The sequence below is a fragment of the Yinghuangia seranimata genome, assembly GCF_029953285.1.
Taxonomy (GTDB): Bacteria; Actinomycetota; Actinomycetes; order Streptomycetales; family Streptomycetaceae; genus Yinghuangia; species Yinghuangia seranimata.
On sequence record NZ_JASAOI010000024.1, the window covers coordinates 51,213 to 63,350 of the forward strand.

Here is a 12,138-nt window from a genome sequence, read left to right on the forward strand (position 1 = left end):
GCTCTTTGTCTCAGGCGTCGACCAGGTCGCGGGAGGGCGTGTTCCGCGCGATCTCGACCGAGCCGCGCCCCGTCCGCCGCTCCAGCCGGGCCGAGGTGAGCGCGAGGCCGAGCGCGACCGCGGCCATCAGGGCGCCGACCCAGTTCGGGGACGTGTAGCCGAGCCCGCCCGCGATCACCAGCCCGCCGAGCCACGTCGCGAGCGCGTTGCCGAGGTTGAACGCGGCGATGTTGCCGGACGAGGCCAGCGTCGGCGCACCGGCGGCCTGGTCCATCACGCGCTTCTGCAGCGACGGCGTGGTCGCGAAGCCGAACGCCCCGACGAGGAAGACCGTCACCGCGGCGGCGGGCTTGTTGTGCGCGGTCAGCGTGAACAGCGCGAGCGTCGTGCCGAGGCCGATCAGCGCGACGTACAGGCTCGGCATGAGCGCCCGGTCCGCGAACCGCCCGCCGGCGATGTTGCCGACGAACATCCCGGCGCCGAACAGCACGAGCAGCCACGTCACCGCGCCGTCCGAGAACCCGGCGACGTCGGTCATCATCGGCGCGATGTAGCTGATCGCCGCGAACACGCCGCCGAAGCCGAACACCGTCATGCCCATGGCGAGCCACACCTGGACGTTCTTCATCGAGGCCAGCTCCGCGCGCGGGCTCGGCGCGGCGGCGGGGGAGTCGGGGCGCCCGGCGTGTGCGGGGACGAGGGCGAGGATGCCCGCGAAGGCCACCGCGCCGAGCGTGGCGACGATCGTGAACGTGAGGCGCCACCCGTAGGTCTGGCCGATCCAGGTCCCGAGCGGGACACCGACGATGTTGGCGACGGTCAGGCCGCTGAACATCATGGCGATGGCGCCGGCCCGCTTCTGCGGTGCGACCAGGTCGGCGGCGACCACCGAGCCGATCCCGAAGAAGGCGCCGTGCGCGAACGCGGCGACGACCCGTCCGGCCAGCATGACGCCGAACGTGGGGGCGACGGCCGACAGCAGGTTTCCGGCGACGAAGACGACCATCAGGCCGAGCAGCATCGGCTTGCGGGGCACGCGTATGCCGAGGATCGCGAGCAGCGGGCCGCCCACGACGACGCCGAGGGCGTAGATCGACAGGACGTAGCCGGCCGTCGGGATGGAGACGCCGAAGCTGTCGGAGACCTCGGGGAGCAGCCCCATGGGGATGAACTCCGTGGTCCCGATGCCGAAGGCGCCGATGGCCAGGGCGAGTAGCGACACAGGCATGGGGGCGACCCTTCCGGGGACGAGCGGGCGGTACTTGCATACGACGTTACTTGCGCACGCTGGATATTTGCAAGCGCGGGATATTGCACACGTCGGGTAAAGTGGCGGGTACGACCAGGTGACCGGACGCACCAAGGAGGCACCGATGCCCGGGCCCGAGATCGGCGGGCGGCTGCTCGCCCAGGGATGGTGCGCGCTGTCACTCCTGCACGACCGCATCGACGCCCACCTCGAACGCGCGCTCCAGGCCGGGCACGACCTGAGCGTCCGCGAGTACTCGGCCCTGGTCGTGCTGACGGAGCAGAACGAGGGCGACTTCGGGCACCTGAGCATGAGCCGGCTGGCCGAGACGGTGTCCCTGAGCCAGAGCGCGACGACGCGCCTGGTCACCCGCCTCGAGGACCGCGGCCTGCTGATGCGCTACCTGTGCCCGACCGACAGACGAGGCATCTACACCAACGTCACCGACGAGGGCCGGGCCCTGTTCGAGAAGGCGCGTGTGACGAACGACCGCGCGCTCGAAGAAGCCTTCGCCCAAGCCGAACAGGCGCCGGAACTCAGGCCGCTGGTGGCGGTCATCCGCGCGATGCAGGCCGCCGCGACGGCCTGAGGGCCTCCGACAGCGCGCTGACGCGCACGGAGCCGGGTGGTCCCGGAAAGTCCCTCGGAAATCCCGACAGAAGGTGTCGGGAATGGCTGTGACCATGGGTTTCACCGGTCCTCGGCGGTGGCACCCGAGGACCGGCGGACGCTGGCGACACACACCCGAGAGGCGGCCCCATGCCGACACATTCCGACCCCCGCAGCCCGCTCAAGGACAAGGTGGCCCTCGTCGCGGGCGCCACGCGCGGCGGCGGGCGCGGCATCGCCGTCCAGCTCGGCGCGGTCGGCGCGACCGTCTACGTCACCGGGCGCACCACCCGCGAGCGGCGCTCCGAGTACGACCGGGCGGAGACCATCGAGGAGACCGCCGAACTGGTCACCGCCGCGGGCGGCACCGGCATCGCCGTCCCGACCGACCACCTCGTCCCCGACCAGGTCCGCGCGCTGACCGAGCGCATCGACGCCGGGCACGGCAGGCTCGACGTGCTGGTCAACGACGTGTGGGGCGGCGAGCACCTGTTCGCCTGGAACAAGCCGGTCTGGGAGCACGACCTCGACAACGGGCTGCGGCTGCTCCGGCTCGGCGTCGAAACCCACGCGATCACCAGCCACTTCGCGCTGCCGCTGCTGATCCGCAACCGCGGCGGGCTGGTCGTCGAGATGACCGACGGCACCACCGAGTACAACGCGACGCGGTACCGCAACTCCTACTTCTACGACCTGGCGAAGAACACGGTGCTGCGCACGGCGTTCGTGCTCGGCCACGAACTCGCCCCGCACGGCGGCACGGCGGTGGCGCTCACGCCGGGGTGGATGCGGTCCGAGATGATGCTCGACGCGTTCGGGGTCACTGAGGACACGTGGCGCGACGCGCTGGCGGCGGAGCCGCACTTCGGCATCTCCGAGAGCCCGTCGTACGTGGGGCGCGCGGTGGCCGCGCTGGCCGCAGACCCGGACGTCGCGCGCTGGAACGGCACATCGCTGTCCAGCGGACAGCTGGCGCAGGTGTACGGCTTCACCGACCTCGACGGCAGCCGCCCCGACGCGTGGCGCTACCTGGTCGAGGTCCAGGAGGCGGGCAAGCCGGCGGACGCGAGCGGGTACCGCTGACCCGGGGCGGGCGGGCGGCCGTGCCGGATCAGGTGTACAGCGCGGCCGCCGCCCGCGTCGCCGCCGCGACCCGTTCGCGCAGCGCGGGCGGCGCGAGCACCTCGGCCTCCGGGCCGAACCGGAGCATCTCCAGGTAGGCGATGTCCCACGACTCGACGGGCAGGCGCACGGTGACCCACCCGTCCGCGTCGAGCGCCGACGCCGCGGCGAGGGCGTCGGCGGCGGCGACCGGCTCGAGCAGGGTCGGCAGGTTCGCCGCCGCGAGGGGGCTCAGCCGCACCTCGGCGTGGCCGCGCACCATCGACCGCACGAACTCCTCGGAGGCCGCCTCCCAGTACGCCGCGAGGTCGAAGTCCGGGTCGCGGGTGAAGCGTTCGTCGGTGACCTCGGCGGAGCCGAAGCGGTCGACGCGGTACGACGAGACCCGGCCCGACGCACTGCGCGCGGCCACGTACCACTCGCCCGCCTTCAGGACGAGGCCGTACGGCTCCAACCGGCGCTCGTCCGCGCGCTTGCCGTACCGGCACACGAGCACCCGGTCCTCCCACACCGCCCGCGAGACCTCGGCCAGCAGCGGCGGCGGGTCGCCGGCGCGGAACCAGCCCGGGGCGTCCAGGTGGAACCGCTGCGTCGCGGTGCCGGGCGCCTCGCCGAGCGCCGCCGCGACCTTCAGGCGGGCGGCGAGCGCCTGACCCGCGAGGCCCATGTCGCGCAACGGCCCCGGCATGCCGGACAGCAGCAGCACCTCGGCCTCGGCACGCTCCAAGCCGGTCAGCCGGCTGCGGTAGCCGTCGACGAGCCGGTAGCCGCCCGCGCGCCCGCGGTCCGCGTACACCGGGACACCGGCCTCGGCGAGCGCCGCGACGTCGCGCTGGACAGTGCGCTCGGACACCTCGAGCTCCGCCGCCAACTCGGCGCCCGTCATCTCGCGGCGGGTCTGGAGCAGCAGGAGGAGCGAGATCGCCCGGGACACGCGCACGCTGCACTCCTTCCGACGAGGGACGGCTCAGGGCCCGTCCGGTGATCATGCCAGCGCCACGCCGCTGCGGGTTCCGGCTGAGACGCGAACGCTCGGCAGGGCGGTCGGACCTCGGCGGCCCCGCGTCTCTGGGGCGTCTCCCCGCCGAACGCCGCCCCCCCCCCGCCATCGGAGGGCCCTCCGGGGTCGGCACCCGCGATATGTCCCCTATCGGCCACGTCCCGGTCCGACAGCCGCGACCGCCGGGCCATGATGGGGCCATGGTGATGCGAGTGGTGCTGGCCGAGGACTCGGTGATCCTGCGGGAAGGCATGGCGGAGCTGTTGTCGGCGCGAGGGTGCGAAGTCGTCGCGGCGGTCGGGAACGCGGAGGAACTGCTCGCGGCGGTCGGCAAGGAGCGTCCCGACGTCGCGGTCGTCGACATCCGGATGCCGCCGACGCACACGGACGAGGGCATCCGCGCGGCGCTGGAGATCCGGCGGACGTGGCCCGAGGTCGGCATCCTCGTCTTCTCGCAGCACGTCGAGACGGTGTACGCGACGCGGCTGCTGTCGGGCGACGCGGCGGGCGTCGGCTACCTGCTGAAGGAGCGGGTCGCGAACACGGCCGAACTCGTCGACGCGCTGCGCCGGGTGGCCGACGGCGGAACCGTCCTGGACCCCGAGATCGTCACGCGCCTGCTGAACAGCGGCCGCCACCGCAGCCCGGTCGACGCGCTGACCCCGCGCGAACGCGACGTGCTCGGCCTCATGGCGCAGGGGCACTCGAACAGGTCGATCGCCGAACGGCTCGTCGTGACCGAGCGCGCGGTCGAGAAGCACGCGGCGGCGATCTTCATGAAGTTCGACCTGCCGCCGACCCCGCACGACAACCGCCGGGTGAAGGCGGTGCTGACCTACCTGACCGAGACCTCAGACGCGGGACGGTAGTTCGACGGTGACCACCGTCGGGCCGCCCGCCGGGCTGACGACGCGCAGCGTGCCGTCGACGGCGGCCAGACGCGCCGCGAGCCCGGCGAGGCCGGTGCCGGATCCGCGTTCCGGGGCGGGGCCGTCCGCCCCGCGTCCGCCGACGACCGCGCCCCCGTGCCCGTCGTCCCGCACCACGACGCGGACCCGGTCGGCGTCCGCCTCCACACCCACGGCCGCCTGCGTCGCGCCGCTGTGCTTGGCGATGTTGGTCAGCAGCTCCGCGACGCAGAAGTAGACGACGCGCTGCACGGACGGGTCGGGCGTCGCGTCCAGCAGGACCGCGACGTCGACCGGTACGCGGCAGCCGGCGGCGAGCGTCGTCACGGCGGTGTCGAGGCCGGCGTCCAGCGCGACCGGGTAGATGCCGCTGGTGATGCGGCGGAGCCCGGTGATCGCGCCGTTCGTCTGGTCGCGCGCGCGGTCGAGGAGCGCGCCGAGCCGGTCGTCGTCGCGGAGTTCGCGCGCGTCGGAGGCGAGCGCCAACGTGATGGCGATCGCGACGAGTTCGGCCTGCGTGCCGTCGTGCAGGTCGCGTTCGATCCAGCGCAGCCGCTCGGTGTTCTCGGCGGCGAGCGTGCTGCGCGCCTCGCTCAGCACCCGGACGCGGCGCTGCTCGGCGGTCGGCTCCAGCAGGTGTGCCAGCCAGCGGTTGACCGCGCTCATGCCCCGGACCGCGGCCGGCCACAACGCGAGCACCAAGGCGGACACGGGCACCGACGTCACGAACGACCACCACGGCGTGTCCTCGCCCATCAGGTGGACCCACAGCGGCAGTCCGCCGATCCAGAGCGCCGCGCCGGGCAGCGCGAGCGCGGCCAGGAACGTCAGCGCCGCGACCGGGAGCCGCGCGGCGAGGTACAGCAGCGTGCGCCAGCCGACCGGGTCGGTCAGGCCGACGCGTACCCAGGAGACCAGTCCTTGGGACGCCGCGAGCGGCGCCGGGGGTTCGAGCTCGGCACGCAGCAGGCGGGCGAGCAGCCACCGGTGGGCGGCGCCGATCCCGCGTGCGCCGCGCAGGCCGAGTGCCACGAGAGGGAGGCCGATCAACGTGATGGCGAGGATGGCGCCCGCGTACAGGAGCGCGGCCACATAAACGCCGCAGACCAGCGCCAAAGGCAGTCCGATCGCGGCGAACACGACGTCACCGGGCGGCAGCCGCAGCCAGGCCCGGAGGCGGCCCGCCGGAACGCCGGGGCCCTCGCCCGGCGTTGGGCGCGCGCTTGCCGTGGGGTCAGCCACCGGTCGCCACCTGGACCGGCGTTCCGGTCAGCGCGCGTACGCCCGCGGCGAGGACGCCGAGCGCGGTCAGCGCGCCCGCGACCGCCAGCACGACCAGATAGGCCCCGACCGGCACACTCGGCAGCGGCCCGCCCGGCAGCGTCACGCTGAACGCCGTGGCGGCGGCCAACGCGACGCCGGTTCCGACCGCGACCCCCAGCAGCGCTGTGAGGAGCGTCTCGACGGCGAGCATGCGGACGAGCTGCCCGCGGGTCGCGCCGACGAGCCGCAGCAGCGCGAACTCGCGGCGCCGGTCGGCGGTCAGCGCGGCCAGTGTGTTGACGGTCGCCACCCCTCCGAAGCAGGCCAGCAGCACCAGTTCGACCTGGCGCAGCCATACGTCGCCGGGGGAGTCCACGTCGGCCAACGCCGTGCCCGCGAGCGAAGCACGGCCCACCGTAGCGCCGATGAACAGGAAAGTGCCGGACAAACCGGTCAGCAGCGCGGCGGGGACGACGGCGGAGGACAGCCGGTACGCGTACCCGCGCAGGTTCGCGTCCGCCAACCACCCCACCCGCGGGGCGACCGCGCGCACCGGCACGCTCAGCAGCCCGGCGCCCTTCGCGAGCACCGGGCCCAGCAACGCGACCGCCATCATGAGCATGAGCGCCGCGAGCAACGCGCCCTGCCCGGCCTTCTCGGGCGCCTGTTGGCTGACGAACGCGCAGAACGTGCCCGCGCCGCCGAGCGCGAGCGTTCCCGCGCACGCTCGGACGGGGCTGAGGCCGCGTCCCGCCAGTGCCTCGACCGGCCTCGCGCGTGCGACCCGCCACACCGCGACGGCGGCGGCCACCGCGCCGATCAGCAGCGTGACCGCCGACCCGGCGAGCATGGCCGGCGGGGACGGGGGAACGGCGATGCCGGGTGCGGCGAGGCCGCGGTCAGCCAGCGACGCCACGAACCGTCGTGCGCCGTACGACCCGACGAGCCATCCCGGCGGGCTGACGACGGCGACGAGCAGCAGCACCTCGGCGCGCACCAGGCGCCGCACCTGGCGCGGCGTCGCGCCGACCGCGCGGAGCAGCGCCAGGTCGCGCTGTTGCTGCCGGACCGCGAAGCCCAGCGTGTTGGCGACGACGAACAGCGCGGCCAGCACGGCGATCTCGCCGAACGCGCCGCCGAGCAGCGCGAGGCTCGGGTGACCGCCCGGGGCGGGCGGCGCGTCGGTGGCGATCAGCGTGCCGAACAGCGTGACGGAGGCGACGGCGAGGAAGAACGCGGTCGCGGCGCCGAAGAAGGTCGCGGGACGCAGCCGCAGTTGGCCGAGCGCGAGCACAAGGGTGTGCGGCACCCGCGGCATGTGCCGCGCGGGCGGTGTGTCGTCTTCAGGGCGCCGCGCATGCATCTCTCGTGGCGGCCGTCGGCGGGCCGGTGTCTTGCGGGGCAGGGCGCGGGTCTCCATGCCCTCAGCCTCGCCGGACGCGACGCCGGTTCCGATCGTGCGGTCACCCGGAGCGGGGGTTCGGAAAACCGCCCGCTGTGGGGACTAGTGGGGACTGGCGCCATGGTGGCGCCACTTTCGGAGGCTTGGCGCATGAATGGCGCCACAATGCTGCTTGACGTGGCGCCATCATGGCGCCATGATGGTGTCATGAACCTCACGCAGTACGTCGACAACCTCCGCCACGAGCTCGCGGTGGCCGCCGAGACCGGCGGCGACCAGGCGCGGGCGCTGGCGGACCGCCTGACCGCGCCGCTCGAGTCGGCCATCCGGCTCACGCTGCTCGACGCGCTGACCGCGGCCGCCGACGAGATCACCCGCGATCTCGCGCCGGGCTCCGTCGATGTGCGGCTGCGCGGCCTCGAACCGAACTTCGTGGTCACGCTCCCGCCCATCGACAGCCTCCCGAACGAGGGCTTCCCGCACACACCGGTCGGCGCCCCGGCCCCTCCGCCGCCACCCCCGCCGCCGCTGCCCCCGGTGCCGCCGTCCCCGGAGGCCGAGGAGGGCGGGGTGGCACGGATCAACCTGCGCGTGCCGGGCCACCTCAAGGCCCGCATCGACGACGCCGCGGCGCAGGAGGGCCTGTCCGCCAACGCGTGGCTGGTCCGCGTCATCGGCGCCGCACTCGACCCGGGGGACCGCGGCGGCCGGCCCCGGCGCGGCCCGTTCGGCGGCCAGAGCTACACCGGCTGGGTCAGGTAGCGGCCGTCCGCGCCTGAACCGCGCACCGCACCGTCGAGCCACTCACCAACGAGCCACTCGCCACCGAGCCGCTCAGCGCCACCGAGGCTCTCCGTACCACCGCGCACTCGGCACCACCGGGCACTTCGCACCACCCGACATCCCGACCCCGCGCAGGCGTGCGACACGCCGGCGTTCGACGAGAGTTGATATCGCCATGCCTTCGTTCACCACCCCCAAGCCCATCCAGGCCGTCGTCAAGGTCGAGGCGGGCGACGTCCACATCGCCGCCGACGAGGAGCGCGCCGAGACGGTCGTCCACGTCCGCCCGAGCAACAGCGCCCGCGACGCCGACGTGAAGGCCGCCGAGCAGACCACGGTCGTTTATGAAGACGGCGTCCTGACCGTCCGCGCCCCCAAGCAGCGCGGCATGTTCGGCCGCACCGGCTCGGTCGAGGTCGACATCGCCGTCCCGGCCGGCTCGCAGCTCGACGCCTCCTCCGGCGCGGGCGAGTTCACCGGCACCGGCCGGCTCGACACCGTCCGGCTCAAGAGCGGCGCCGGGCACATCAAGCTGGAGCGCACCGGCCCGCTGTCGATCAGCACCGGCGCCGGGCACATCACCGTGGCCAGCGTCGCCGGGGCCGTCGACATCAGCACCGGCTCGGGCACCGTCGACCTGCACGACGTCACGGGCGACCTGGTCGTGAAGAACTCCAACGGCGACACCCGCATCGGCGAGGTCCTCGGCGGCGTCCGGGTCAAGGCCGCCAACGGCGACATCTCCATCGCCCGCGCCCACGCCGACGTCGACGCGAAGACCGCCAACGGCGGCATCCGCGTCGACGAGGTCACGCGCGGCTCGGTCCGCCTCGAGACCGCGGTGGGCCAGGTCTCGGTCGGCATCCGCGAGGGCAGCTCCGCGTGGCTCGACCTCAACACCACACTCGGCGGCGTCCGCAACTCGCTGACCGAGGCCGCCAGCCCGGAGAAGTCCGCGGAGACCGTCGAGGTCCGCGCCCGCACGCAGTTCGGCGACATCGTCATCTGGCGTGCCTGAGCGGTACTGCGGTCAGCCGCCCGCCGGCGCCTCGGCCGCGGACCGCCGGTCGGCGACCAGCCCGACCGCGTTCACGACCGCCGCGAGCAGCGCCGCGGCGAGCGGGACGAGCAGCGCGGCGCGGTAGCCGTCCAGCGGCCCGCCGGCCCCGTCGGCGAACGCCACGTCGACCGCCGCGGCGGCCGACAGCCCGAGTGCGGCACCGAACTGCAGCGACGTGTACAGCAGCCCGCCCGCCAGACCCTGCTCCTCCTCGGCGACGCCGTCGGTCGCCACGATCGTCAGCGGCCCGTAGACCAGCGCGAACGCCAGCCCGAGCAGCACCAGTCCGGGCAGCATCACCAGATACGACCAGTCCGCGCCGAGCGGTGCGAACACCGCGTACCCCGCGGCGGCGGACAGCAGCCCCGCGAAGATCGTCCTCGGGTTGCCGAAGCGCTCCACCAGCCTCGGCACCAGCGTCGGCGACAGGAACGCGTCGAGGCCGATCACGACCATCGCGAAGCTGGTCTGCACCGTCGACCAGCCGCGCAGCTCCCGCAGGTACAGCACGACGACGAACTGGAAGCCGAAGAACGCCCCCGCGAACAGCAGGGCCGTGACGTTCGCCCGCACCAGCCGGCCGCTCCGCAGGATGCCGAGCCGCAACAGCGGGGTGTCGCCCCGGCGTTCGGTCCGGTGCTCGACGGCGACGAACACCGCGAGCAGCACCGCCCCGGCGCCCACGGTGAGTGCTGTGGCCCAGGCGGAGGCGTGCGCGGCCCGCTCCACACCGAGTACCACCAGCACGTTCGCGCCCGTCACGGTGAGTCCCCCGAGCACGTCGACGCCCTGGCCGTTCCGCTCGGGGTGCGGAGCCTTGGGGACGAGGGCGAGCGCGCCGGCCAGGACCAGCGCGGACAGCACGACCGGCGCGAAGAACACCCAGCGCCAGCCGAGCGACGTCAGCAGGCCTCCGGCGACCAGCCCGATCGAGAACCCGCCGGCCGCGGTGCCCGAGTAGATCAGCAGCGCCCTGTTGCGCCGAGGTCCCTCGGGGAATCCGGTCGTGATGATCGACAGGCCGGCCGGGGTCATGAACGCAGCCGCGACGCCGGTGACGAACCGGGCCGCGATGAGCGTCCAGCCCTGGTCGGCCAGCCCGCCGAGGCCGGAGAACACCAGGAACACGGCGAGCCAGAACACGAACATCCGGCGCCGCCCGAACAGGTCGGCGGCGCGGCCGCCCACCAGCATGAATCCGCCGTAGCCGAGCACATATGCGCTCATCACCCACTGGAGCTGACCCGTGGACAAGCCCAAGTCCGCCCGGATGGACGGCAGTGCGACGTTGAGCATCGCCACGTCGATGCCTTCGAGGAAGATCGCACCGCACAGCACCAGGAGCACGCCCCACTCCCGGGCGCGGAACCCGGCGGGGGCGGCGGACTCGGACCCGGCGGGTCCGGGCGGGCCGGTCCGGGCGTGGTGTGTGTCGGCGGCGCCCCGGCCGTCGGCCGGCTCGGGCCCGGTCCGGCGGGCCGCCGTCGGCGGGGCCTGGTGGCCGGGTGGTGCGGCGGGCTGGCGGTGAGCGTCCCCGTCGGCGTCGAGGGGGTCGGACGCGGTGGTGGTCCTGAGCGGCCCGCCTACGGGGTCGCGGCCGTCGGGTCGTGGCGGGTCGGCGTGTGTCGTGCTCATATGGCGGCGTCCTCGCGGTCGTTCAGCGGTGGTTTCCGGTTCAACAACCCTCGCCGGGGGCGCCGCGCGGGAACAACGCCGAAGAACTGACCGTTCATGCAGCTCAGCTGCACGATCCGGAGCTTGCAGCGACGACCGCGGGCCGCCACCGGGCCGGGGCGGCGTGCGGCCGACGAAGGGAGCACCGGTGGAACGCGACGAGCTGGACTGCTTCCTGATCCTGGCCGAGGAACTGCACTTCGGCCGCACCGCCGAGCGCATGCGCCTGTCGCGCTCGCGCGTCAGCCAGCTCGTCCAGCGCCTGGAACGCCGCGTCGGCGCACCGCTGTTCGCCCGCACCAGCCGCCGCGTCGCGCTCACCGCCGTCGGCCGCGGTCTCCGCGACGACCTCGCGCCCCTGCGGCGCGCCCTCGACGACGCCGTCGACCGCGCCCGCGCGGTGGCACTCGGCTACGACGCGGTGCTGCACGTCGGCTTCTCCACACCGCTCGCCGGAGACATCGTGCTCAAGGCAGCCGACGCGCTGCGGGTCAGCCACCCGGGACTCGCCGTGGAGATCTGCGAGGTCCTGTTCACCGACCCCTACGGGCAGCTGCGCAGCGGAGAGTTCGACGTCCAGCTCGTCGAACTGTCCGCACCGGAGCCCGGCCTCGGCCAGGGACCGGTCCTGGCCCGGGACGCCCGTGTCCTCGCCGTCGCCGCCGGCCATCCCCTGGCCGGACGCGCCGAGGTGACGATGGAGGACCTGGCGGACGTCCCGCTGCTGGGCATCGCGGCCGACGTCCCCGCGCACTGGCGCGACGCGCACGCTCCCGACGCCACACCCTCGGGGCGCCCCATCGGCCGCGGCCCGGCCGTCACGAACATGCAGGAGGCGTTGATGATGGTCACCGCGGGCCGCGGCGCGCTCCTGACCGCCGCGCACACCGCCGACTACTACACCCGTCCCGGCGTCACCTATGTGTCCTTCGCCGATGTCGAGCCGATCGGCTACGGCCTGCTCTGGCGTGCCGCCGAACACACGCCCGCGATAGGCGCGTTCGCGCAGGCCGCGGGTGCGGCCGCCCGGGAGAGTGCGACCCTGATCGGGTAGCGTTCGCCACAGGC

11 protein-coding genes are annotated in these 12,138 nt (G+C 74.0%); 6 read left to right on the forward strand and 5 right to left on the reverse strand.

Going from position 1 to position 12,138, the window contains the following annotated elements:
* Positions 1 to 10: 10 nt before the first annotated feature.
* A complete protein-coding gene (locus QI554_RS16910; protein ID WP_281470807.1) occupies positions 11 to 1,228 on the reverse strand; it encodes an MFS transporter in 1,218 nt (405 codons plus the stop codon).
* Positions 1,229 to 1,373: 145 nt separating this feature from the next.
* Here QI554_RS16910 and QI554_RS16915 point away from each other — a divergent pair, with 145 nt between their 5' ends.
* Both QI554_RS16915 and QI554_RS16920 read left to right on the forward strand, forming a co-directional pair.
* On the forward strand, positions 1,374 to 1,838 hold the full coding sequence (locus QI554_RS16915; RefSeq protein WP_281470808.1) for a MarR family winged helix-turn-helix transcriptional regulator: 465 nt from the start codon (positions 1,374 to 1,376) through the stop codon (positions 1,836 to 1,838).
* A 170-nt stretch (positions 1,839 to 2,008) separates the two neighbouring features.
* Complete coding sequence (locus QI554_RS16920) at positions 2,009 to 2,941, forward strand: SDR family oxidoreductase (RefSeq protein WP_281470809.1); 933 nt, start codon at positions 2,009 to 2,011, stop codon at positions 2,939 to 2,941.
* A 28-nt stretch (positions 2,942 to 2,969) separates the two neighbouring features.
* Here the strand turns inward: QI554_RS16920 and QI554_RS16925 are convergent, their stop codons facing one another.
* Positions 2,970 to 3,920, reverse strand: a complete 951-nt coding sequence (locus QI554_RS16925; protein WP_281470810.1) for a helix-turn-helix transcriptional regulator — start codon at positions 3,918 to 3,920, stop codon at positions 2,970 to 2,972.
* A gap of 266 nt (positions 3,921 to 4,186) precedes the next feature.
* On the opposite strand from QI554_RS16925, the gene QI554_RS16930 reads away from it, so the two are divergent.
* A complete protein-coding gene (locus tag QI554_RS16930; RefSeq protein ID WP_425527998.1) occupies positions 4,187 to 4,849 on the forward strand; it encodes a response regulator in 663 nt (220 codons plus the stop codon).
* On the opposite strand, the gene QI554_RS16935 is transcribed toward QI554_RS16930, so the two are convergent.
* Together QI554_RS16935 and QI554_RS16940 are read right to left on the reverse strand one after the other, a co-directional pair.
* The gene (locus QI554_RS16935; protein WP_281470812.1) at positions 4,832 to 6,130 is read right to left on the reverse strand and encodes a sensor histidine kinase; all 1,299 of its coding nucleotides are present in this window, start codon (positions 6,128 to 6,130) and stop codon (positions 4,832 to 4,834) included. The two genes, QI554_RS16930 and QI554_RS16935, sit on opposite strands and share 18 nt — an antisense overlap.
* Entirely contained in the window at positions 6,123 to 7,460 is a 1,338-nt protein-coding gene (locus tag QI554_RS16940) for an ABC transporter permease (protein WP_281470813.1), read from the reverse strand. The genes QI554_RS16935 and QI554_RS16940 overlap by 8 nt, the downstream gene beginning before the upstream one ends.
* Positions 7,461 to 7,760: 300 nt before the next feature.
* Between QI554_RS16940 and QI554_RS16945 the strand changes: the two genes are divergently transcribed.
* Both QI554_RS16945 and QI554_RS16950 read left to right on the forward strand, forming a co-directional pair.
* The gene (locus QI554_RS16945) at positions 7,761 to 8,315 is read left to right on the forward strand and encodes a toxin-antitoxin system HicB family antitoxin (RefSeq protein WP_281470814.1); all 555 of its coding nucleotides are present in this window, start codon (positions 7,761 to 7,763) and stop codon (positions 8,313 to 8,315) included.
* A 196-nt stretch (positions 8,316 to 8,511) separates the two neighbouring features.
* Positions 8,512 to 9,354 carry a DUF4097 family beta strand repeat-containing protein gene (locus QI554_RS16950; RefSeq protein WP_281470815.1) on the forward strand — a complete coding sequence of 281 codons (843 nt, stop codon included), beginning with the start codon at positions 8,512 to 8,514 and terminating at the stop codon, positions 9,352 to 9,354.
* A 12-nt stretch (positions 9,355 to 9,366) separates the two neighbouring features.
* Here the strand turns inward: QI554_RS16950 and QI554_RS16955 are convergent, their stop codons facing one another.
* On the reverse strand, positions 9,367 to 11,031 hold the full coding sequence (locus tag QI554_RS16955; protein ID WP_281470816.1) for an MFS transporter: 1,665 nt from the start codon (positions 11,029 to 11,031) through the stop codon (positions 9,367 to 9,369).
* A gap of 187 nt (positions 11,032 to 11,218) precedes the next feature.
* Here QI554_RS16955 and QI554_RS16960 point away from each other — a divergent pair, with 187 nt between their 5' ends.
* Positions 11,219 to 12,124: a LysR family transcriptional regulator gene (locus QI554_RS16960; RefSeq protein WP_281470817.1), complete on the forward strand. Its 906-nt coding sequence runs from the start codon at positions 11,219 to 11,221 to the stop codon at positions 12,122 to 12,124.
* Positions 12,125 to 12,138: the final 14 nt, after the last annotated feature.

Bases quoted from the DNA above. Each gene is read 5' to 3' on its own strand.
- QI554_RS16915 (WP_281470808.1), top strand. From the start codon at position 1,374: ATGCCCGGGCCCGAGATCGGCGGGCGGCTGCTCGCCCAGGGATGGTGC.
- QI554_RS16920 (WP_281470809.1), top strand. From the start codon at position 2,009: ATGCCGACACATTCCGACCCCCGCAGCCCGCTCAAGGACAAGGTGGCC.
- QI554_RS16910 (WP_281470807.1), bottom strand. From the start codon at position 1,228: ATGCCTGTGTCGCTACTCGCCCTGGCCATCGGCGCCTTCGGCATCGGG.
- QI554_RS16945 (WP_281470814.1), top strand. From the start codon at position 7,761: ATGAACCTCACGCAGTACGTCGACAACCTCCGCCACGAGCTCGCGGTG.
- QI554_RS16930 (WP_425527998.1), top strand. From the start codon at position 4,187: ATGCGAGTGGTGCTGGCCGAGGACTCGGTGATCCTGCGGGAAGGCATG.
- QI554_RS16950 (WP_281470815.1), top strand. From the start codon at position 8,512: ATGCCTTCGTTCACCACCCCCAAGCCCATCCAGGCCGTCGTCAAGGTC.
- QI554_RS16955 (WP_281470816.1), bottom strand. From the start codon at position 11,031: ATGAGCACGACACACGCCGACCCGCCACGACCCGACGGCCGCGACCCC.